Source organism: Streptomyces sp. NBC_01429 (assembly GCF_036231945.1).
Taxonomy (GTDB): domain Bacteria; phylum Actinomycetota; class Actinomycetes; order Streptomycetales; family Streptomycetaceae; genus Streptomyces.
Genome location: NZ_CP109599.1, coordinates 7,077,244 through 7,100,489, shown reverse-complemented (window position 1 = coordinate 7,100,489; position 23,246 = coordinate 7,077,244). Strand labels below are relative to the sequence as shown.

11 protein-coding genes are annotated in these 23,246 nt (G+C 72.8%); 9 read left to right on the top strand and 2 right to left on the bottom strand.

The window, feature by feature from the left end; all coding sequences use genetic code 11:
• The first annotated feature begins 308 nt into the window (after positions 1 to 308).
• Positions 309 to 476, top strand: a complete 168-nt coding sequence (locus OG627_RS31250) for a hypothetical protein (protein ID WP_443073571.1) — start codon at positions 309 to 311, stop codon at positions 474 to 476.
• A gap of 63 nt (positions 477 to 539) precedes the next feature.
• Here the strand turns inward: OG627_RS31250 and OG627_RS31245 are convergent, their stop codons facing one another.
• Positions 540 to 902, bottom strand: coding sequence for an MmcQ/YjbR family DNA-binding protein (locus OG627_RS31245; protein ID WP_329070850.1), 363 nt, complete (start codon positions 900 to 902; stop codon positions 540 to 542).
• 162 nt (positions 903 to 1,064) lie between these two features.
• Between OG627_RS31245 and OG627_RS31240 the strand changes: the two genes are divergently transcribed.
• Entirely contained in the window at positions 1,065 to 1,643 is a 579-nt protein-coding gene (locus OG627_RS31240; RefSeq protein ID WP_329070848.1) for an Lrp/AsnC family transcriptional regulator, read from the top strand.
• On the opposite strand, the gene OG627_RS31235 is transcribed toward OG627_RS31240, so the two are convergent.
• Positions 1,565 to 2,791, bottom strand: coding sequence for an NAD(P)/FAD-dependent oxidoreductase (locus OG627_RS31235; protein WP_329070846.1), 1,227 nt, complete (start codon positions 2,789 to 2,791; stop codon positions 1,565 to 1,567). The genes OG627_RS31240 and OG627_RS31235 overlap by 79 nt on opposite strands.
• A 270-nt stretch (positions 2,792 to 3,061) precedes the next feature.
• On the opposite strand from OG627_RS31235, the gene OG627_RS31230 reads away from it, so the two are divergent.
• From OG627_RS31230 to OG627_RS31200, 7 genes are all read left to right on the top strand, one after another.
• On the top strand, positions 3,062 to 3,274 hold the full coding sequence (locus tag OG627_RS31230; RefSeq protein WP_329070844.1) for an MbtH family protein: 213 nt from the start codon (positions 3,062 to 3,064) through the stop codon (positions 3,272 to 3,274).
• Between the two features lie 510 nt (positions 3,275 to 3,784).
• Complete coding sequence (locus tag OG627_RS31225; RefSeq protein WP_329070842.1) at positions 3,785 to 7,831, top strand: non-ribosomal peptide synthetase; 4,047 nt, start codon at positions 3,785 to 3,787, stop codon at positions 7,829 to 7,831.
• Positions 7,828 to 17,457, top strand: a complete 9,630-nt coding sequence (locus OG627_RS31220; protein ID WP_329070840.1) for a non-ribosomal peptide synthetase — start codon at positions 7,828 to 7,830, stop codon at positions 17,455 to 17,457. The genes OG627_RS31225 and OG627_RS31220 overlap by 4 nt, the downstream gene beginning before the upstream one ends.
• Before the next feature lie 90 nt (positions 17,458 to 17,547).
• Positions 17,548 to 18,420 (top strand): TauD/TfdA dioxygenase family protein, encoded by an 873-nt coding sequence (locus tag OG627_RS31215; protein WP_329070838.1) that lies wholly within the window; start codon positions 17,548 to 17,550, stop codon positions 18,418 to 18,420.
• Between the two features lie 243 nt (positions 18,421 to 18,663).
• A complete protein-coding gene (locus OG627_RS31210; RefSeq protein ID WP_329070836.1) occupies positions 18,664 to 19,710 on the top strand; it encodes a LacI family DNA-binding transcriptional regulator in 1,047 nt (348 codons plus the stop codon).
• Positions 19,707 to 21,257: a sugar ABC transporter ATP-binding protein gene (locus OG627_RS31205; protein WP_329070833.1), complete on the top strand. Its 1,551-nt coding sequence runs from the start codon at positions 19,707 to 19,709 to the stop codon at positions 21,255 to 21,257. The genes OG627_RS31210 and OG627_RS31205 overlap by 4 nt, the downstream gene beginning before the upstream one ends.
• Complete coding sequence (locus OG627_RS31200) at positions 21,247 to 23,211, top strand: ABC transporter permease/substrate-binding protein (protein ID WP_329070831.1); 1,965 nt, start codon at positions 21,247 to 21,249, stop codon at positions 23,209 to 23,211. The genes OG627_RS31205 and OG627_RS31200 overlap by 11 nt, the downstream gene beginning before the upstream one ends.
• Positions 23,212 to 23,246: the final 35 nt, after the last annotated feature.

Below are 23,246 nucleotides of genomic sequence, written 5' to 3'. Positions count from 1 at the left end.
CAGGTCAGAGACGTGTGAATGGCGATGCGGCGCGGGGTCGCGGGGACGGGCGGCCATGTGGCCTTACCTGGACTAGTTGTGAAGGTCTTGAAAAACGCGCTGGACAGGGGCCCGTTCCGGTCCGTCGCGGCAAGGCGGTCCCGGCGGCGGGGAGCCTGCTGATCGCCGCGGCGCCGGATGGTTGCGGTGAAGTCCAGCCGTGCGGGGGCCGATTGTGGTCGTGCCGCCTTCGGCGGGCCCGGAGCCCCGCCGAAGGCGGCACGGCGCCACAGCGGCGCGAGCGGGGATTGTCAGACCTCTCGGCTACGTTGCCGCCATGCCTGCTGGACGGGGAGCGGCCGAGCGACGACGTGGCCGAGCTGCTGAGCGGCGAGCACTGGCGGCCGGCGCGGCTGGACACCGGCCACTGGCCGATGTTCTCCCAGCCGCGCGAGTTGGCCCGGATCCTCCTCGGCGCGGCAGGGCGGGGCGCCTGACCTGCCGGCCTGTCACCTCGGTCGCGCTCGCCTCGGTCGCGCTCACACCCCCGTCGGCTCGCCTCAGTCGCGCTCACTCCGGTCCGCCGGCTTCGTGTACGCGTCCACGAGGCGCTCCGGCGCGGCCTGCTTCCAGGAGTCCACGATGATGTCGCGCAGTTCGTCCAGATCCTCCAGAGCGCCGAGCCGCACCCGTACCCACGCGGAACTCGCCTCGTGCGGCGGCACCCAGAACTTCTCCGGCTCGGCCGCGATCAGCTCGGTCCGCTCGTACCTGGGACAGCGCACGGCGAACGACGTCCGGTCGTCGGGGACCGTCACGAACATCTTCCCCGCGACGCGGAACGTGGGCATGCTCCACGCCTCCTTCTCCAGGGTCTCCGGGAGGGAGAGCGCGATACGGCGGACATCATCGGCATCGGTCACGGGCGCCAGGGTAGCGCCACCGTCCCCGCCGAGGCGGTGGCCCGGCGGAGGGTGGCCCGGTCGAAGGGGCCTGGTCAGGGCCATCGGTACAGGCCATCGGTAGAGGCCATCGGTACAGTGGAGGGCGCGTACGGACGGACGGCGGAAGGCCCCGGCAGACCCATGGCAGTGGACGCGCTCGACACCCGTATCCTGCGGCTCCTCATCGAGCGACCGCGCACCTCGGTGCGGGAGTACGCGCGCCTTCTCGGGATCGCCAGGGGCACGCTTCAGGCCCGGCTCGACCGGCTGGAGCGTACGGGTGTGATCACCGGCACCGGGCCGTACCTCTCCCCCGCCGCGCTCGGGCACCCGGTGCTCGCCTTCGTCCACATCGAGGTCACGCAGGGGCATCTGGACGAGGTGGGGGACGCGCTCGCCGAGGTCCCCGAGATCATCGAAGCCTTCTCGATCACCGGCGCCGGGGATCTGCTCACCCGGGTCGTGGCACGCGACAACGGACATCTTGAGGATGTGGTCCAGCGGCTGATCCGGCTGCCCGGCGTCGTCCGTACGCGTACGGAGATGGCGCTGCGCGAGCGCGTGGCGCACCGGTTGCTGCCGCTGGTCGAGTCGGTGGGCCGGGCGGCGCCGGTGGCTCCGGCGCCGGCCCGGCCGGGTGCTCAGACGGCGGGCGCCGGGTCGGCGGCCGGGGCGGGGCCTTCTTCGGCCGGGGCGGGGCCGTCCACCGGGAACGGCTGATCCGCCAACTCCTTCCGGTAGGGACGCAGTTGCCGGAAGGCGTTCCAGGCGAGCGCGCCCACGGTCCGGCCGCCGGTCCGGTAGAGCGCCACGAAGCCCGGCCCCTTGTCGCCCTCGACGATCTCCACGTCGGCGTCCTCGGACAGCAGCCCGTGGGCCTGGATCTTCACATCGAACTGGTCGGACCAGAAGTAGGGCAGCGGGGTGAACGGTTCGACGTCGCCGTGCAGCAGGTTCCGGGCCGCCGCCGCGCTCTGTTCGCCCGCGTTCGTCCGGTGTTCCAGCCGCATCCGCCTGCCGTAGCGGGCGTTCGGCCAGCTCGCGACGTCCCCGGCGGCGTAGACGTCCGGCGCGGCGCGGCAGTAGGCGTCGCAGCTCACCCCGTTGTCCAGCGCGAGGCCGGAGTCGCGCAGCCAGTCGACGGCGGGCGTGGAGCCGATGGCGACGAGGACGAGATCGGTCTCCAGCAGTGTGCCGTCCGCGAGCCGTACCCCGTCGACCCGGCCGTCGGACTCCGTGAAGCCGCCGACAGAGGTCTCGGTGAGCAGAGTGACGCCCCGTTCCCGGTGCAGGGCGCAGAGCCGCTCGGCGACGCGCACACCGAGCTGACGGGCCATCGGCACGGGCAGCGGATCGACGACGGTCACGGCCAGGCCGAGCTGCGCGGCGACCGCCGCGACTTCGGTGCCGAGGAACCCCGCTCCGATCACCACCAGCCGGCGGGCGTCCGTCAGGGCGCCGCCGAGCGCGGTGGCGTCGTCGACGGTGCGCAGCACATGGACGCCCGCCAGGTCGTGCCCGAAGGGCAGCCGGCGCGGGGTGACGCCGGTGGCGATCACCAGGCCGTCGTATTCCAGTGCCGTACCGTCTTCGAGGCGCAGCCGGTGGCCGGCGGCATCGAGGCCGGTGGCGCGCGCCGGGCGCAGGGTGACGCCGAGGCCGTCGTAGTGGTCCCGGTCGCGCAGTACGGTCCTGTCCGGCGGCCAGGCGCCGGAGAGCACCTGCTTCGACAACGGGGGCCGGTCGTACGGCAGGCCCGGCTCCTCGCCCACCAGGGTCAGCCGCCCGGTGAATCCCTCGCGCCGCAGGGACTCCGCCGCTCCGGCCCCCGCCGCCCCACCGCCCACGACGACGATGCTCTCGCGCATGTCCCGTCCCCTCCTGTCGCTGCTCGCCGCCCGGTTCCGGACGGCGGTCCGTCAAGGTCGATCTCCGCCGCGCCCATGGTCGCGGTCCACCGGTCAACTGTCACCGGCGCCCCCGGTGTCGGGGCTCCGGTGCGCGTGGCACCGCCCGGGGCGGCCGACGGGCCGGGGGCAGCCGACGGCCCGGGGCCCGGACGTATCATGACCGGGCGGCAGCGGCGGGACCCGGTCGCCACATGACCTCGTAACTCCTTCTCACCACGGAGCTGAGCGATGAGCAATCCCTTCGACGACCCCGACGCGCGCTACCTCGTCGTCGTCAACGACGAGGCGCAGTACTCCCTCTGGCCTGCCTTCGCCGAGGTGCCCGCGGGCTGGACCGTCGCGCTCCCGGCAGCGAGCCGCCAGGAGTGCCTCGACCACATCACCGCGCACTGGACGGACATGCGGCCCAAAAGCCTCGCCGACGCCATGTCCGAGCACTGAGCCACCTTCGGGTCTCCGCTTCCCGGGCCACTCGCGGACCACGTCCGGGACCGTCCGAATGTATATAGCTCAAAGAGCGCGATCAAGGGTGCCCCGAAACCCGAACGGCAAACCCCCGGCCGCTATTTGCCCGCGTTGACCGGGATTCGCAAGGGCATGCTCCCTCTCCCTTCGCATTCCTTGCTGTTCCGCCGTCCTTTCGGTCCGGGTTTCCGCTCGGCACCACACTGCAACGGAAATGTCGGAATCGGATTCACTTGAACGGCTACGTGCGGAACGTAGCGGAACATACAGGTAGGCGATGTCCCGCACACCTGCGAAGTCTTGGGCAGAGCTAGAACCGATGACCATTGACATGCCTTGAGGCTCTGATCGATCATCGCGGTGCAGACCAGATGACAGCGCGGCGGCCCGGATCGGGTTTCGCGTTCATTCACGCTCGGCCGCTTGGGCTGAAAAATCCTCAGTCACCCCTGTGAATAAGACTCTCACAGAGGGGAAAGGCCCGCTTTGCCCGCGAATCAGTCCGTCCGTCATTCGACGTCCGAGCAGCCGCCCGCGCTCTCCTCCGCCCAACAGCGGTTGTGGTTCCTCGCGCAGATGCGCGGCGCGAACGAGGCGTACAACGAGGTGGTCGCCTACCGCCTGCGCGGTCCCCTGGACCGCGCCGTGCTGGCCCGCGCGCTCGACGCGCTGGTCTCCCGGCACGAGGTGCTGCGCACCCGGCTGGTGCCGGAAGGCGGAGCCGTGCACCAGCGGATCGATCCGCCGGACACCGGCTACGCCCTGGTCGTGGACGACCTCACCGGCTGTCCGGACACCGAGGCCCGGCTCGCCGCCCTGCGGCGCGAGGAGGCCGCCGCGCCGTTCGACCTGAGCCGGGGGCCGCTGGGCCGCGGCCGGCTGATCGTGCTGGGCGCGGATCATCACGTACTGCTGCTGACGCTGCATCACACGGTCTTCGACGGCTGGTCCATGAACGTGATGATGGGTGAACTGGGCGTGTTCTACGCCGCCCTGCTGCGCGGCGAGGACGACCCGTTGCCGCCGCTGCCGCTCCAGTACGCGGACTACGCCCGGCGGCAGGAAGGTTGGGCCCACGGCGAGGAGCACGCCGCGCAGAGCGCGTACTGGCAGGAGCGGCTGGCCGGCGTGCCGCCCCTGCTGGAGCTGCCGACCGACCGGCCGCGCCCGCCCGAACAGGACTACAGCGGCGGCCGGGTGCGGATCAGCCTGGACGAGGAACTCACCGCCGCGCTGCGGGCCCTGGCGCGGCGGCACGGCGGCACACTGTTCGTCGCCGTGCTGACAGGCTGGTCCGTCGTGCTGTCCCGGCTCACGGGCCGGCAGGACGTCGTGGTCGGCACGCCCACCGCGAACCGCCGGGGCGGCGATCTCTCCGGACTCATCGGTTTCTTCGTCAACTCGCTCGCGCTGCGCACCGATCTGTCGGGATCCCCGACGGGATCGGAGCTGCTGAAGCGGGTGCGCGGTGTGGTGCGCGGCGCCCTGGACCACCAGGACCTGCCGTTCGAGCGGGTGGTGGAGCTGGTCAATCCGGCGCGCAGCGTCGCCCACACCCCGCTGTTCCAGACGATGCTGGCCTGGGTCCCCTCGCGCAAGGGGATGCTGGACCTGCCGGGGATCGAGGCGGAGCCGCTGGACATCCCGTTCGCGCCGGCCAGGTTCGATCTGGCGCTGTCGATGGCGGAGGAGGACGGCCGCGTGGTCGGCCATCTGGACTACGCCACCGCCCTGTTCGACCGGGAGACGGCCGAGCGGTACGCCCGCTGTCTGCGCCACGTACTGGCCCAGATCGCGGAACGGCCGGACCGGGAGATCGCGGACCTCGCGCTGATGGACGCGCGGGAGCGCGCGGAGCTGCTCGCGGACTGGGACGCCACCGAGGGAGCGGGGGCGCTCGCGCCGTCCGGGGCCGGTGGGCTGGTCGAGCGCTTCGAGGCGCGGGTACGGGCCCGGCCCGAGGGAGCCGCTCTGGTCTGCGCGGGACAGCGGCTGGACTACGCGACGCTGGAGCGGCGGGCCAACCGGCTGGCGCACGCCCTGATCGCCCGGGGGGTCGGCCCTGAGTCGGTGGTCGGCCTGCACACGGGCCGGACGGCGGAGCTGGTGGTGGGCGTCCTCGGCATCCTCAAGGCGGGCGGCGCGTATCTGCCGCTCGATCCGGCCCAGCCCGCCGCGCGGTTGGCGGGCATGGTCGAGGACGCGGCGCCGGCGCTGGTCCTGAGCGACGCGTCCGCCCAGGACCAGGCCCAGGCCCAGCCCCATGCTCACGCCCAGCCTCATGCCGACGCGGACACCGACACCGAATCCGATGTCGCGATCGGCGTCCCGCCCGGCGACTGGCTCTCCCTGTCGGCCGTCGAGGCCGAGGGCACACGCGACGACGCGCCCGGCGTCGCCGTACACACCTCGCATCCGGCCTACGTCATCTACACCTCGGGCTCCACCGGCCGCCCCAAGGGCGTGGCGGTGACCCACGGCAATGTCCTCAACCTGTTCGACACCTGGCTGGCCCGGTTCGGCGCCACGCCCGGCGAGGCGACATCGGCCTGGTCGAGCATCGGCTTCGACGCCTCGGTGCACGAGATCCTGCTGCCCCTCACCACCGGCGCCGTACTGCATCCGGTCCCCGACGAGCTGCGCGGCGACCCCGGGGCGCTGATGGAGTGGCTGCGCGAGCACCGCGTCGTCCAGGCGTTCCTGCCGCCCTCCTATGTGAAGTGGGTCGACGAGGCGCCCGAGATCCGGCTGAAGGGGCTGGCGCTGCGCCAACTGCTCACCGGCGTCGAGTCGCTGCCCGAGAAGGCGCTGCACCGGATGCGCCAGGTCCTGCCCGAGCTGCGCATCTGCTACGGCTACGGGCCGACCGAGACCACGCTGTACAGCACCGCCTACACAGATCCAGGTCCCGTGGAGCGGCAGTGCCCCATCGGCAGGCCGCTGGGCAACACCCGTCTCTATCTGCTGGACGAGCGGCTGAGTCCGGTGCCGGCCGGGGTGGCGGGCGAGGTCTACATCGGGGGCGCGAGCGTGGCGCGCGGCTATCTGAACCGGCCGGACCTGACGGCGGAGCGGTTCGTGCCCGATCCGTTCGTGCCCGGCGCGCGCATGTACCGGACCGGCGATCTGGCCCGGCGGCTGCCGGACGGCCAGGCCGAGTACGTCGGCCGCCGCGACGACCAGATCAAACTCCGGGGATTCCGGATCGAGTTCGGTGAGGTCGAGGCGGCGCTGCTGGCGCTGCCCCGGGTACGGGAGGCAGCGGTGCTCGCCGATCACGACGCCGCCGGGGAGCCGCGGCTGATCGCGGCCGTCGGCGGGGACGGCGCGGAGCCGCGGCCGCCGGGCGAGTGGCGCGCGGCGCTGTCGCGGCGGCTGCCGGACTACATGATCCCGGCGCTCTTCGTCGAGCTGGACCGGCTCCCGCAGACCCCCAACGGGAAGCTCGACCGGGCGGCGGTGCTGGAGCGGGCGCGCACCGGCGGGCCCGCCCAGGTCAACCAGGCCAGTCCGCGCGATCACATAGAACTGACGCTCTATCAAATATGGCAACGGCTGCTGGTGCAGGCCGATATCGGGATCCGCGACAGCTTCTTCGACATCGGCGGCACCTCGATCTCCGCCATCAAGATGACCCACTCCATCCGTGAGGCGTTCGGCGAGACCCTCTCGATACGCGAACTCATGCTGCACCCCACCATCGAGGCGCTCGGCGGCCGGCTGCGCGAGGGCGCCCCGGACCGGCCGCCCAGCAATCTGATCGAGTTCCGCGCGGGCGACGGGCGCGGCCGGGTGGTCTGCGTCCATCCGGCGGGCGGCACCGCGTTCTGCTATCTGTCCCTGGCCAAGGCGCTCCCGGAGCACTACGGCGTGTACGGCATCCAGTCCCCCGGGGTCAATCCCGGCGAGGCGTTCCTGCCGACGGTCGAGGCGATGGCCGAGTCGTATCTGCGGCTCATCGAGCCGTTGTCCGACGGGCCGTTGGTCATCACCGGTCTGTCGTACGGCGGGCTGGTCGCCCACGAGATGGGCCGTCGGCTGGCGCTCGCTGGACACACCGAGGTGAGTGTCGTCCTGCTGGACACCCAGGCGACCGGCGCCCCCGCCGCACTCGCGCAGACCGCGCCGGTGGAGATGGCCGAATTCCGCGACAAGCTGGTCAAGTTCAACGGGATGTACCCCGGCATCGAGGACCAGCAGGTCGATCAGTACTTCCACATCTACAACCACAACCGCATGACCGTGCGGGGGTACTCGGTACCGTCGTCGCCGGCCCGGCTGGTCCTGGTGCAGGCGGTCGCGGAGGGTCAGGACGGCGCGCTCCCGGACGAGGTAAGGGCGTTCTGGCGCGGCCGCGCCGAGGGCGGCTTCCTGGTGGAGCGCGCGGAGTGCGACCACTGGGAGATGCTGGAGTCCGCCGAGGTGCTCCGGGTGGCCGCGCTGCTCGACGCCGAGCTGAGCCGTCTCCCCGCCACTGGTGAACTTCCGCCGGACGAACGGCGATCCGCGTTCGCACTGGTACGGGAGGCATGATGAGATCCGGACCGAGAACACCGGACAACGCGGACGCCACGGACGGCTCTGCGGAGCGCGCTGCGGTCCGCTCCACGGACGGCTCTGCGGACGGCTCGGCGGACGGCTCGGCGGTCCGCTCCACGGACGGCTCGGCAGCCGACTTCCCGGCCGGGGGGCTGGCCGACGCCGTGCTCGCGCGGGCCCGCCGCCACCCGGACGCCGTGGCGGTGGTCGACGGCGACCGGAGCCTGGACTATGCCGGACTGGACGCGGCGAGCGCCGCCGTCGCCCGTGGCCTGCGCGACCGGGGAGTAGGGGCGGGCCAGGCCGTGGCGGTCCTGCTGCCGCGTTCCTGGGAGCTGGTCTGCGTCATGCTCGGCATACTGCGGCTGGGCGCCGTGGTGGTGCCGCTGGACGCGCAGTCCCCGCCCGAGCGGCGGCGCCACATCCTGGCCGACTCCGCCGCCGTCGCGCTGATCCACGACGGGGCCGGGCCTCTCGGGACGGCGGACGGCCTGCCCGACGGTGTGGAGCCGCTGTCCGTCACCGTACTGCTCGAAACGGCTCCGGCCACCGGCGAGCGGTCACTGTCGCCCACCACCGCCCCGCCGGTCTCGTTCCTCTTCTACACCTCGGGCACCACCGGACGGCCCAAGGGCGTCGAGGTCCGTGACGCGGGCATCCTGCGGCTGGCGCGGCCGGGCTATCTCCGGCTGGCCGAGGGCTCCCGCTTCTCCTGCCTCGCCAACCCGGCCTTCGACGCGCTGAGTTTCGAAGTGTGGGTGCCGCTGCTCACCGGCGGCAGTTGTGTGATCCTCACCGACGAGGAGGCGCAGGATCCCGACCGGCTGGCGCACGCGCTGCGGCGCGAGAGCATCGACATCCTGTTCATCACGGTGGCGCTGTTCAACGCGGTGGTGGACCGGGTGCCGGACTGCTTCTCGGGCGTCGGTCAGGTACTGGTGGGCGGCGAGCAGCTCAACGCCCGGCTGATCCGGCGCTGGTACCGCGACAACGCGGCGAGTGCCACCCTGCTCCACAATGTGTACGGACCCACCGAGGCCACCACCTTCGCCCTCTGCCACCCCATACCGCGCGACTTCGCCGGCGAGGTGGTCCCGATCGGCGGCCCGCTGCCGGAGACCGAGGCGCTGCTGCTGGCCGACGACGCGCGCCCCGCCGCGCCCGGGGAGGTGGCCGAACTGCTGCTCTCCGGCGCGGGTCTGGCGGTCGGCTACCGCAATCTGCCGGAGGAGACCGCGCGGAGCTTCGTCACGCTTCCCGGACCCGACGGCGGCCAGGTCCGCCACTACCGCACCGGCGACCTGGTGCGCCGCGACGCCGACGGTCACATCGAGTACGTCGGACGCGCCGACCGGCAGGTCAAGGTACGGGGCTTCCGGATCGAACCGGGCGAGCTGGAGCGGTGCGTCGTGGCCCATCCGGCGGTGCGGCAGGCGTACGTGTGCACACGCCGCGACGCGGCGGACCGGGTGAACGAGCTGGTGGCGTATCTGGTGCTCGGTGCCGAGCTGCCGTTCGAGGAGTTCGAGCGCCATGTCGCGGCGGGCCTGCCCGCTTACATGCGACCGCACCGCGTGCATCTGGTCTCCGCGCTGCCGCTCAACGCCAACGGCAAGGTGGACCGGGCGGCGCTGACGGACCAGGATCTGCCGCTGTGGCGCGGCGCCGACCCGGCGGACCCCGTCGAGGTGACCCCGTGGCAGCGCGAGATACTCGACCTGGCGGGCGAGGTACTGGGCGTAGCGGAGCCACGGCTCGGCGACCGCTGGACCACCAACGGCGGCGATTCGCTCAAGGCCCTGCGGCTGCGCTTCGAGGTCAGGCGTCGCTGGGGCCGCGAGCTGTCCCAGGCGCTGGTCCTGAGCGCGGACCTCGCCGGGCTGGCGGCGGCGACAGCGGCGGGCCGGGCCTCGGACGACTCCCCCTACCCTGCGCTCCCCCCGCCCGCGTCCGGGCGTTCGGCGCCCGCCACCTCCGAACAGCAGCGGCTGTGGCTCCTCCAGCAGCGGGACCCCGGCTCCACCGCCTATCTGGTCCCGCTCGCCTTCCAACTGCGCGGCACGGTCGACACCGTGGCGCTGCGTACGGCGGCCCGGCGGCTGGTGGCACGCCATCCCGCGCTCCGCACCTCCTTCGAGGCCGCGCCGGAGGGGCTGCGCCAGGTGGTGGCCGATCCGTACGATCCGTGGACGGAACCGGACCGGGACGCGGTACGGGACGAGGCGGGCCGGCGCGCCTTCGCCGCCCGCCTGTTCGCCGAACCGTTCGACCTGGCACGGCCTCGGATGCTGGAGGTGTGCTGGCTGGCCACGGAGGACGGCGGCGAGCTGCTGCTGCGGCTCCATCACATCGCGGTGGACGGCTGGTCGCTCAATGTGCTGTTCCAGACGCTCTCGGCCGAGTACGCGGCCGCGTCGCGCGGCGACAGGAACGGGGACGGGAACGGGAACGGGGACGGGAACGGGGACGGCGGGGAGCGGGGCGCGGCGCCGGATCCGGCGCCGACACCGCTCGACTACGCCCGCTGGCAGGCCGATTGGTTCACCCGTCCCGGCTATCTGACCCAGCGCGCCGAGCTGCGCGCACACTACGCGGGACTGGAGGAGGCGGCGGAGCCGCTGGAACCGGCACGGCGCTCCCCCGTCCGCGCCGAGGGCCGGCTGCTGCACACCACACTCGACCGGGACCGCCGCGCGGCCCTCGACCGGCTGGGCGCCGAGCTGGGGCTCACACGCTTCCAGGTGCTGCTCGGTGTGTTCAGCTGGAGCCTGTACGGAGTGACCGGCCGCACCCGTCCCCGTATCGCGGGGCCGGTGGCCAACCGGCCGGTGGAGGACTTCGCGGCGAGTGTCGGCATGTTCGCCAACACCGTTCTGCTGCCGCAGGACCTGGCGCCGCTCGACGATCTGCGGACCCGGCTGCGGCGGCAGGGCGCCGAGGTCCGGGCGGTGCTGGACCGGCAGGACGTGGCGCTGGCCGATGTGCTTGCCGACCGGGAATTCCCCTCCGAGGGACCGCCGTTCGACTTCCTCTTCGTGCTGGAGAACACCGACTTCGGCGCGTTGTCGCTGCCGGGCTGCGACTCCCTCCCCCGATGGCCGGTGGCGGCGGAGGCGAAATGCCCGCTGACCCTGTCGGTGGTCGAGCGCGCGGACGGCCTCGACTGCCTCTGGGAGTACGCGGACGACCACTTCGACGCCGCCGAGGTGCGGGCGATGGACGACCTGTTCCGGCAGGCCGTCGACCGGCTGGCCGACGGTCCGGACGAGGTCACCCTCGCCGAGCTGGTGGGACCCTACCGGCGCGGCCTCGCCGAGCCCGGCCGCGCGCGCCCCCTGCCGCCCGGCTTCGCCACCGTCGCCGAGGGCTTCGCGCGACAGCTCCGGCTGACGCCCGGCGCCACCGCCCTGGTGTCCGCCGACGGGGAGGTGAGCTACGCGGAACTCGACGCGTACGCGGCGGGTTTGGCCGCCGAGCTGCTGGCCCGCCACCCTCTGCCCGCACGGGACGACGGACCGCGCTGTGTGGCGCTGTACTTCGAGCCCTCGGTGGCCCATGTGGTGGCGCTGCTGGCACTCGCCCGGCTCAATCTGACGATCGTGCCGCTCGATCCGGCCTACCCGGCCGCGCTGTTGCGTCAGATCCTGGGACAAGTGGAGCCGCTCTGCGTGCTGTTGGCACCGGAGGGCGCCTCGGCGTTCGACGCCGTCGACCCGGGCGGGCTGCCGCGCTTCCCGGTGACCCCGGCCGCGCCGCCGCCCGGCGCCCGGGAGGAGCTGCCGCCGTACGCCGGACGGCCGCTCTACACCCTGTTCACCTCCGGCTCCACCGGAACCCCCAAGGGCGTACAGGTACCGGACGCCACCCTGTGCGACCTGCTGCGCTGGCAGAGCGCGGAAGGCGGACTGGCGGGCGGCGCGGTCACCGCGCAGTTCTCCGCGCTCTCCTTCGACGTGTCCTTCCAGGAGATCTTCTCCACCCTGTGCGGCGGCGGCACCCTGCGGCTGGCGCCGCCCGGCCTGCGGCAGGACGCCCCGGCGCTGCTGGCGCACCTGGAGGCGGGCGGTGTGGAGCGGGTCTTCATGCCGTACGTGGCGCTGCAACTGCTGGCCGAGCACGGCGTCCGGCTGGGCCGCCATCCCTCGCGGCTGCGTGAGGTGGTCACCGCCGGTGAGCAGTTGCTGTGCACCGACGCGATCCGCCGCTGGTTCGGCGGGCTGCCCGGCGCCCGGCTGTTCAACCACTACGGGCCGACCGAGACCCATGTGGTCAGCGCCCTGACCCTCGAAGGGGATCCGGCGCTGTGGCCCGAACGCCCCGCCATCGGGCGACCGGTGGCGGGCGCCTGGCTCCGGGTGGTCGACGAGGCCGATCAGCCCGTACCGCCCGGCTGTCCCGGACGGCTGCTGATCGGCGGGCCGATGGCCTCGCCCTGCTATCTCGGCGACCCGGCCCTCAACGAGAGGCACTTCGTCGAACTGCCGGGCCTGGGCCACTTCTACCGCAGCGGCGACCGGGCGCGGTTCGACCGGGAGGGGCTGCTGCACTATCTGGGCCGCGACGACCAGCAGATCAAGCTGAGCGGCCACCGGCTGGAGCTGGGCCAGGTCGAGGCCGCGCTGCTGAGCCACCCCCTGATCGTCAACGCGGTCGTGGTGCGCGACGGCGATCGGCTGACGGCGTGTGTGCAGGGCCGCACCGGGTCCCCCACGCCGACGCCGGATGAGCTGACGGACCATCTGTCGCCTTTGCTGCCCGCGTATGTACGGATCGACCGGTTCCGGCTGATGGAGGCGTTGCCCCGTACCCCCAGCGGCAAGCTGGACCGGCGGCTCGCGCTGACGGCGCCGGGTGAGGAGCTGCGTCCGCAGGCGGCCGGCGTGCCGGGCGCGTCGGGGGCACCGGGCGCACCACTGCTGTCACCGCGCGAGGCGCGATTGGCCGAGCTGTTCGCCGAAGTGGTCGGCCGGCCCGTCGGGCGCGATCAGCGCTTCTTCGACGCGGGCGCCTCCAGCCTGGATCTCATGCGGTTTCATCTGCGCTGCACCACCGATCTGGGGCTGTCGCTGACCATCCCGGACCTGTTCGAGCATGTCACCATCGGCCGGCTGGCCCGCTTCCTGGACGGCGGGCGGGAGCAGGCGGCGGACGACACCGCCGTACGGGACGGGGCCGACGTCACCGCAGCCGACGAACCGGTCGCCGTCATCGGTATGGCGGTACGGCTGCCCGGCGCCACCGACCTGGCGGGCTTCTGGGCGATGGTGACCGAAGGCGTCCGGGGCGTCGAGCACTTCGACGCCGCCGAGGGACTGGTGGGCGCCCGCAGCCAGATGGCGGGCCTGCTGGCCTTCGACCCGCGCCGCTTCGGCATCAGCCCGCAGGAGGCCCGGCTGATGGATCCGCAGCAGCGCCATCTGATGATGAGCTGCGTGGAGGCGCTGGCGCACGCCGGAATAGCCGACCCGGCGGGGACGGCGAGCGGTACGGAGCGCGGTGCGGAACGCGGGTCCGGGAGCGGGGATGGCGCCTGGGCGGGCGCCGCGTCCCGGGTCGGGCTGGTCGCCGGCTGCGGCGAGAACACCTACTTCCAGTCCATGCTGCGCGAGGCCGACCCCGCGCGGCTGCCGGACGGCTTCCAGCTGGCCCTGCATCACGACAAGGACTTCCTCGCCACGAAGACGGCGTACCACCTCGGGCTGACCGGTCCCGCCTTCACCGTGCAGGCGGCGTGCGCCAGTTCGCTGGTCGCGGTCCATGTCGCGGCCGGGATGCTGCGGCAGGGCGACGCCGACATCATGATGGCCGGCGGTGTGCTGGTCGACACCCTGCTGACCGACGGCTACCGCTACCGTCCGCAGCACATCTTCTCCAAGGACGGCCACTGCCGCCCGTTCAGCGACGACGCCGACGGCACGATCGGCGCCAGCGGTGTCGGTGTGGTGGTGCTCAAACCACTGCGGGCGGCGCGGCGCGACGGCGACACCGTCTACGCGGTGATCACCGGCTCGGCCCTCAACAACGACGGTTCCGCCAAGCTCAGTTACAGCGCCCCCTCGCTGCCCGGACAGCGCGAGGTGATCCGCACCGCGCTGCGCCGCAGTGGCCGCGCCGCCGGGGAGCTGGGGTACGTGGAGGCGCACGGCACCGGGACCCCGCTGGGCGACCCGGTCGAAGTCGGCGCGCTGCGGCAGGCGTTCGGCCTGGACGGAGCCGCGCTGGAGGAGACCGGGCAGGAGGAGACCGGACAGGAGGGGGCCGGGCACAGCTGCGCGCTGGCGTCGGTGAAGAGTCAGATCGGCCATCTGGGCGCCGCCGCCGGAGTGGTGGGCCTGGTACGGGCCGTGCTGGCGGTCCACCACGCGGTGATCCCGCCCAACGTCGGCTTCCACCGGCTCAATCCGCAGATAGGCACCGACGCGGCGCCCTTCCACATCCCGACGCGGTCGGGCCCCTGGCCCGCCGGGCGGGATCGGGTGGCGGCGGTGAGCAGCTTCGGCATCGGCGGAACCAACGCACATCTGATCCTGGAGGCGGCCACCCCGGCCGCCGCCGTCCGGGCCGCGACCGAGCCGGACTGCCTGCTGATCTCCAGTGACAGCGAGGCGGGGCTGCGGGCCGATGCCGCCCGCGTCGCCGGCTATCTGGCGGCGAGGCCCGAGGCGTACGGCCAGGTGCTGCGGCATCTGCGGGCAGGGCGCCCGCCGGGCCGCTGGCGGATGGGCGCGGCGTGTGCCGACGCGGCCGAGGCGGTGGCCTGGCTGCGTACGGCGACCGGGGTCGAGGTGACGCCCGGCGAGGAGATACGCCCGGTCGCGGGCCGGTCGGCCCGGGCACTGGCCGACGCGTGGCTGGCCGGGGAGCGCGTCCGCTGGTCCGCCGGGCCCGCTCAGGCGCCGTGGGACTTCCCGCCGCCCGCCTTCGACCTGGCCGACTACGACTTCGAGCGCGCCGCTCCGGTGACCGTGCCCACGGGACACGCCGCCGCCGGGGACCCGGCGCGGCTGCCCGAGTCCGCGCGCCTGCCGGAATCCACGCGGCTGCCCGAGTCCGGGTGGCTCCATCAGCCGCATTGGGTACGGCGCTCGCGCGCGGTCACCGGCTCCGGGCCGCGCACCAGCGGCCTGTTGGTCCTCATGGCGGCGACGGTGCCGGATCCGGCGGAGGTCCGCCCCTTCGAGGCCGCCTACGCACGCGTGGTACGGGTCGGCGCGGCCGATGCCTTCGCGCGTGTCGCGGACGACGTCTACGAGGTCGATCCCGCCGACCCGGTCTCCCTGCGCAGCCTCGTCGACGCGCTGGCGGACAGCGGCGAGGGCGGTGTCGACTGGCTGCACGCGCTGCCGTTGTCGGTCGACGGGACGCCGGACGAGGACACCCTTTCCCGGGCCCACTGGGCCTGCGTGGACACACCGGCGGCGCTGCTGGCGGCCGTTGCGGACACGCCGCTGGCCGGACGGCTGCGGCCCTGGTGGCTCTCGTACGGGGCGCAGCCGGTCGAGGGCGGCACGGACCGGCCGGAGCTGGGCCTCCTGGCGGGCGTGTGCGAGGTGGCGCCGCAGGAGCGGGCCGTCGACGGCCGCTGGCTCGACCTGCCGGGCAGCGCCCCGGCGGGGTGGGTCTCGGTACTGCCCGCGCTGCTGGCGGAGGCGGCCGCCCCGGCCACGGCCGAGGGCGCTGCTTCGCCGGAGCTGCCCCGGCGGCTGGCGCTCCGGCAGGGCTACTGGTGGCAGCAGGCGCTGCTCGCGGTCGACGGTTCCGAGACAGAAATACCTGACGCATCGTCATATGCGGTGCTTCCGGAGGAGGGTGGCGTCCATCTCGTGCTGGGCGGCACCGGCGGTATCGGGGCGAGCATCGCCGCGTGGCTGCTGGAGAGGACGGACGGCCGGGTGATCCTGCTGGCGCGGCGGCCCACGCTCCCCGCCGTACTGTCACGGTGGGCCGACCGCGTCGAGGTGGTGGTGGCGGATCTCGCCGAGGCCGCGCCGGGCGAGGTCCTGGCCCGGCTCGACGAATTCACCTCGCGGATCGACGGTGTGATCCACGCGGCGGGCACTGCGGCCGGTGGTCTGATCACCCACCGCGACGCCACCGTGATGCGGCGGGCCACGGCCGCCAAGGTGCGCGGCGCCCTGCTGACCGAGCGGGTGGTCGAGCGCTACCGGCCGGCCTTCGCGGTCTACTGCTCCTCGATGTCCGCGCAGTTCGGCGGGGTCGGGCAGCTGGACTACGCCGCCGCGAACGGACTGCTGGACGGCTTCGCCCGCCACCGGTCCGCCGGCGCGGAGACCACCCTGCGTATCGGTGTGGCCTGGGACATCTGGCGCGAGGTGGGCATGGCGCGCGACGTCCTGCGGGCGGACGCGCGCCACCAGGCGCATCTGGCGGTCGGTCTCGATGTGGCGGAGGGGCAGCGGCTGTTCGCGCGGGCGCTGCGGCTCCAGCTGCCGCAGCTGCTGGTCTCCACCACTCCGCTCGACCGGTCCCGTGACTTCTACGCGGGGAACTTCGACGCGGGCGGCGCCGGGGCGGGGAACTCTTCCGCCGGGGGCGTGGCGACCGGGGCCGTCGCGTCGTACGAGTCCGTCGGGCGGCCCCCGGCCGACACCGTGGCCTCCCCCACCGAGCAGCTCACCGACTGGCTGCGGGACTGGCTGGGGCTCGACCATCTCGACCCGGACGCCTCGCTCTACGACCTGGGCGCCGACTCGCTGACCCTGCTCGATCTGATCGGCGAGGTGAAGCGGCTGTTCGAGGTGGATCTGGAGCTGTCCCAGCTCAACCACCGGGCCAGCCTCGCCGACGTACTGGCGCGGCTGGACGAGGAGGCGCCGGGCGAACCCCCTGCGGGCGATCCGGTGGCGCTGGAGGTGTGGCAGGAGGGCAGTGGGCGCGAGGTGCTCTGTGTGGTCCATCCGGTCGGCGGGGACATCCAGGCGTACCGGGCGCTGGTGTCGGCGCTCGATCCGCGCCTCACCGTCTGCCTGATCGCCGATCCGGCGCTGCGGCTGCCCGAGCCGCCGGACTGGTCACTGGCCGAGCGTGCCCGGCTCTACCACGCCGCGCTGGAGGCCCGTTTCCCGGCCGGAACGTGGCGCAGGCGGCTCGCGGGCTGGTCGTTCGGCGCCTGGGTGGCGCTGGGGATGGCCGCCGAGGCCGAGTCGGCGGGCGAGCCGGTGGCCGAGCTGTATCTGCTCGACCCGCCGCCGCCGGACGCGGGACCGCTCTTCCGCGCGTACGACGAGACCCAGCTCGACGCGGTCTTCGCCCATGAGCTGAGCCAGAGCGGCGCGAAGCCGGTGGGGGCGCGGGCGCGGGCGTACGCCGAGCGGCTGGCCCACTGCTGCCGGGCCAATGTGGCCGGCATGGCGCACTACGAGCCGCCCCGGCTCACCCGTACGCCCAGCAGGCTGTGGCTGGCGGGCACACCCGTGGACGGGCTCCCCGCGACGGGCACCCCGGAGGCGCAGGCGCGGCAGTGGCGGGAGCGGCTGCCGGGGCTCGTGGAGTGGCGGCGTCTGGACACCACGCACTACGGCATCGTCCGGCCGCCGTACGTGGATCCGGTGGCCGAGGCCATCAACGCGGCGTCCCCGCCGGATCCCCACGACCGCTGACACCACGAGCGCCGACACCGACCCCCCGCGGCCCGGGGCCCGTCTCCTCCGCCACCACCCGCACACCACACACACCTTCGGGAGAACGTCATGGAACAGTACGCACTGGACGCGATGGAGCGCATCACCACCAGGCCGCCCACGGTCTACGAGACCATCACCGTCGACCCGCTCACGCCGGCGACCGGCGCAGAGGTGTCCGGCATCGATCTGTCGGAGAAGCTGTCGGACACCCAACTGGCCGAGCTGAAGGAGGCGTTCCTCACCCACCATGTGCTGGTCTTCCGCGACCAGACGCTGACGGGCGAGGATCACAAGCGGGTCGCCGGTCACTTCGGGGAGCTGCATCCGGTGGCGCTGGCGCCCGAGGGCTCCGATCCGCACATCCTGGAGATCAGCGCCACCAAGGAGTCGCGCGCCGTGGCGGGCGACGGCTGGCACGCCGACGGGACGGCGGACCCGGAGCCCTCGCTCGGCTCGATGCTCTACATCACCCGTACCCCGGACATCGGCAGCGGCGGCGACACCCACTTCGCCAACATGCATCTCGCCTACGAGCTGCTGTCGCCCGCGATGAAGACCTTCCTCGACGGTATGACGGCGGTCCACGACGGTCTGCTGCCGTGGGGAGGCGTCACACCGCCGCCCGAGTACGACGTCCCCAAGAACGAGCATCCGGTGGTGGTCAGCCACGCCGAGACCGGCCGCAAGCTGCTGTACGTGAACGGCGCCTACACCTCGCACCTGACCGGGCTGACGCCCAACGAGAGCCGGGCGGTGCTGGACATGCTGCTGGCCCACATCGCCCGTACCCCGCTGCTGACCTGCCGGGTCCGCTTCACACCCAACACCCTGGTGTTCTGGGACAACCGCTGCCTTCAGCACCACGCCACCTGGGACTACTACCCGCATCCGCGCTACGGCCAGCGGGTCGCCATCAAGGGCGGCCGCCCCCGGGCCTGAGCGGTGCGCACCGGGCGGGGTTCGAGCACGCCGCTGCCCGGTGGTTCGGCGGCGCCACCGTCCAGGGCCTTTCGTTCGGATCCGGGTCCAGCCCTCGCCGCGCGCGGCGAGGGGGAGTAACCGTCCGGTCGCAACCGGTTCTCATCACGATCCGGTCTCGGAATACCCCCGGGCTCTTGCCTCTCTCCGTGGAATCGATTCCAATCCTCGTTGTAATCGATTCCACAAGGAGGTGGACCGACGATGGCCGGCATCAAAGATGTCGCGGCCGAGGCGGGTGTGTCCGTCGCCACGGTGTCGCGCGTGCTCAACGACCATCCGTCGGTCAGCCCGGAGGCACGGGCCCGGGTGGTCGCCGCCGTCGCGGCACTGGGCTACCGGCCCAACGCCGTGGCCCGCTCCCTGCGCACCGATCAGACCCGCACCCTGGGCCTGGTCATCAGCGATGTGCTCAATCCGTACTTCACCGCCCTGGCCCGCGCCGTCGAGGAAGAGGCGCGGGCCCTCGGCTACAGCGTGATCATCGGAAACGCCGACGAGCGACCGGAGTTGCAGGACCATCACGTCCGCACCCTGCTCGACCGCCGCATCGACGGACTGCTGATGTCGCCGACCGACCCCGGTTCGGGGCTGATAGCCGACGCGGTGCGCGCCGGGACCCCGATCGTCTTCGTGGACCGGTGGGTGCCGGGCGTGGAGGTGCCGGTCGTACGGGCCGACGGGCGCGGCGCCGTGGCGGACCTGGTGGACCATCTGCTGCGGCTCGGCCATCGCAGGCTGGCGATCATCGCGGGACCCGCGGCCACCACGACCGGCAGCGAGCGCGTCGACGCCTTCCGGGCCGCGCTGCGCGAGCGGGGCGTCGCGCTGCCCGACGCGTACATCGGCCAGGGCGACTTCCAGGCCGAGAGCGGGCGCCGGGCCGCCGAGCGGTTCCTCGCCCTGCCCGAGCCGCCCGACGCCGTGTTCGCCGCTGACAATCTGATGGCGCTCGGCGCGCTGGACGCGATCCGCGCGCGGGGGCTGAGCGTCCCCGATGACATCGCGCTCGCCGCCTTCGACGACATCCCGTGGTTCGTGCACACCGATCCGCCCATCACGGCCATCGCGCAGCCGACCGAGGAGCTGGGCCGGGCCGCCGTGCGGGCGCTGGCCGAGCGCATCGCGGGCCGCGTCCCGCCGTCCCTGACCCTGCCCGCCCGGCTGGTCGTACGCCGCTCCTGCGGCGCGCCCCCGCCGGCGGCCGGCCACCCGTATCCGCAAACCGTCACACGAAGGAGCAACCCGTGAGCCATCCGGACGAGTTGCTGCGTATCGAGGGGATACGCAAGACCTTCCCCGGCGTGGTCGCGCTCGACAGCGTCGACTTCGATCTGCGCCGGGGCGAGGTGCATGTCCTGCTCGGCGAGAACGGCGCCGGCAAGAGCACCCTGATCAAGATGCTCTCCGGCGCCTACCGCCCGGACACCGGGCGCGTCCTCGTGGACGGGCAGGAGGTAAGGATCCACGGCGCGCAGGACGCGCAGCGGCTCGGTATCGCCACCATCTACCAGGAGTTCAACCTCGTCCCGGATCTGACCGTGGCCGAGAACATCTTCCTGGGCCGCCAGCCGCGCCGCTTCGGCATGGTCGACCGCAAGAGGATGGAGTCCGACGCGGCCGAACTGCTGGAGCGCGTCGGGGTCAGTGCAGCGCCGCACACACTCGTCCGCGAACTGGGCATCGCCCGGCTCCAGATGGTCGAGATCGCCAAGGCCCTCAGCCTGGACGCCCGGGTGCTGATCATGGACGAGCCCACGGCCGTGCTGACCTCCGAGGAGGTGGAGAAGCTCTTCCGCATCGTGCGCAGACTGCGCGAGGACGGGGTGGGCATCGTCTTCATCACCCACCATCTGGAGGAGATCGCGGCGCTCGGCGACCGGGTCACCGTGCTGCGCGACGGCCGCAGTGTGGACCAGGTGCCCGCGTCGACCCCCGAGGACGAACTCGTCCGGCTCATGGTGGGCCGCTCCATCGAGCAGCAGTATCCGCGCCGGACCACCGAGACCGGTGAGCCGCTGCTCAGCGTCGCCGGGCTGACCAGACAAGGGGTCTTCCACGACATCGGCTTCGAGGTGCGCGCCGGTGAGGTCGTCGGCATCGCGGGGCTGGTGGGCGCGGGCCGTACGGAGGTGGTGCGGGCGGTGTTCGGCGCCGACCACTACGACACCGGCACCGTACGGGTGGCGGGCACACCGCTGGCCGGACACGACGTGAGTGCGGCGATGGCGGCCGGGATCGGGCTGGTGCCCGAGGACCGCAAGGGCCAGGGCCTGCTGCTGGACGCCTCGGTGGCGGAGAACCTCGGCCTGGTCACCCTGCGTGCGGCGACCCGCGCCGGACTGGTGGACCGCAAGGCCCAGCACACCGCGGCCGGCCGGATCGCCGAACAGCTCGGCGTCCGGATGGCGGGACTCGATCAGCGGGTGGGCACCCTGTCCGGTGGCAACCAGCAGAAGGTCGTCATCGGCAAGTGGCTGCTCGCCGAGGTGCGGGTGCTGATCCTCGACGAGCCGACGCGCGGTATCGACGTCGGCGCGAAGGTCGAGATCTACGAGCTGATCAACGCGCTCACCGCCGCCGGGCACGCCGTACTGATGATCTCCAGCGATCTGCCCGAGGTACTCGGGATGAGCGACCGGGTGCTGGTGATGGCCCAGGGCCGCATCGCCGGTGAACTCCCGGCGCACGAGGCCACCCAGGACGCGGTGATGGCGCTCGCCGTCTCGGCCGCGCCCGCCGGCACACACGACCAAGCAGCAGACGACGAAGGGGTGGAGGGCTCCCGTGGCCACTGACACGCTCAAGAGCGGCAAGAACACGACGGTCGGCGGTGGCGCCCCGGGGCTGCGCCGGCTGCTCCTCGACAACGGCGCGCTGAGCGCCCTGGTGGTCCTGGTGGTGGCGATGTCGCTGCTGTCGGGCGACTTCCTCACCACGCAGAACCTCCTCAACGTCGGTGTGCAGGCCGCCGTGACCGCGATCCTCGCGTTCGGTGTCACCTTCGTCATCGTCACGGCGGGCATCGACCTGTCGGTGGGCTCGGTGGCGGCGCTGTCCGCGACCGTGCTGGCCTGGTCGGCGACGTCGGCCGGGGTGCCGGTGTGGCTGGCCGTCATCCTCGCCGTCGCCACCGGCATAGCCTGCGGGTTCGTCAACGGGGCGCTCGTCTCGTACGGCAAACTCCCCCCGTTCATCGCCACGTTGGCGATGCTGTCGGTGGGCCGCGGTCTCTCCCTGGTGATCTCCCAGGGCAGCCCGATCGCCTTCCCCTCCTCGGTCTCGCGGCTGGGCGACACGCTCGGCGGCTGGCTGCCGGTGCCGGTCCTCGTGATGATCGTGATGGGGCTGGTCACCGCGGTGGTCCTGGGCCGTACCTACCTCGGGCGCTCGATGTACGCGATCGGCGGCAACGAGGAGGCCGCGCGGCTCTCCGGGCTGCGGGTCAAGCGGCAGAAGGTCGCCGTCTACGCCCTGTCCGGGCTGTTCGCCGCCGTCGCCGGCATCGTCCTGGCCTCCCGGCTCGCCTCGGCGCAGCCGCAGGCCGCGCAGGGGTACGAACTCGACGCGATCGCCGCCGTGGTCATCGGCGGCGCCAGCCTGTCGGGCGGGGTCGGCAAGGCGTCCGGCACACTGATCGGCGCGCTGATCCTGGCGGTGCTGCGCAACGGCCTCAACCTGCTGTCGGTGTCGGCGTTCTGGCAGCAGGTCGTCATCGGTGTGGTCATCGCGCTCGCCGTCCTCCTCGACACCGTGCGCCGACGGGCCGGTTCGACTCCGGTGGCGGGCGGCGCGGCCGGTGCGGGCGGGCCAGGTGGCAGGAAGGCGCAGGCGGTGAAGTACACGGTCGCCGCGGTGCTGGTGGCGGCGGTCATCGGCGGGGTCTCCCTCTGGAACAGCGGCTCCTCCGGCGGCGCGACCAAGCTGGGCATGTCCGTCTCCACCCTCAACAACCCGTTCTTCGTCCAGCTGAAGGCGGGCGCCCAGGCCGAGGCGAAGGCGAAGGGGGTGGAACTCACCGTCACCGACGCGCAGAACGACGCCTCCCAACAGGCCAACCAGATACAGAACTTCACCAGCGAGTCCATGTCGTCGGTGATCATCAACCCGGTCGACTCGGACGCGGCGGGCCCCTCGGTGCGCGCCGCCAACAAGGCGGACATCCCGGTGATCGCCGCCGACCGCGGTGTCAACAAGGCCGACGTCACCGCGCTCGTCGCCTCCGACAACGTCGCGGGCGGCGAGCAGGCGGCGAGGACGCTGGCCGAGAAGCTCGGCGGCAAGGGCCGGATCGTGGTCCTCCAGGGCACGGCGGGCACCTCGGCGAGCCGGGAGCGCGGCGCGGGATTCGCCCAGGGCATCAAGGCGTACCCGGGCATCAAGGTCGTCGCGAAGCAGCCCGCGGACTTCGACCGCACCAAGGGCCTCGACGTGATGACGAACATGCTCCAGGCCAACAGTGATGTGAACGGTGTGTTCGCCGAGAACGACGAGATGGCGCTCGGTGCGATCAAGGCGCTCGGCGCCAAGGCCGGTACGTCGGTCCCGGTCGTGGGATTCGACGGCACGCCCGACGGGCTGAAGGCGGTCGAGGCGGGCACGCTCTACGCCTCCGTCGCCCAGCAGCCCAGGGAGCTGGGCCGACTCGCCGTACGCAACGCGATCGAGGCAGCGGCGGGCAAGAAGATCGACGCGACGGTGAAGGTGCCGGTGAAGGTGGTCACGGCGAAGAACGTGGCCGACTTCTCCTGAGGCCCGTACTCCCGGGGCAAGCCCGAGGACAGTCC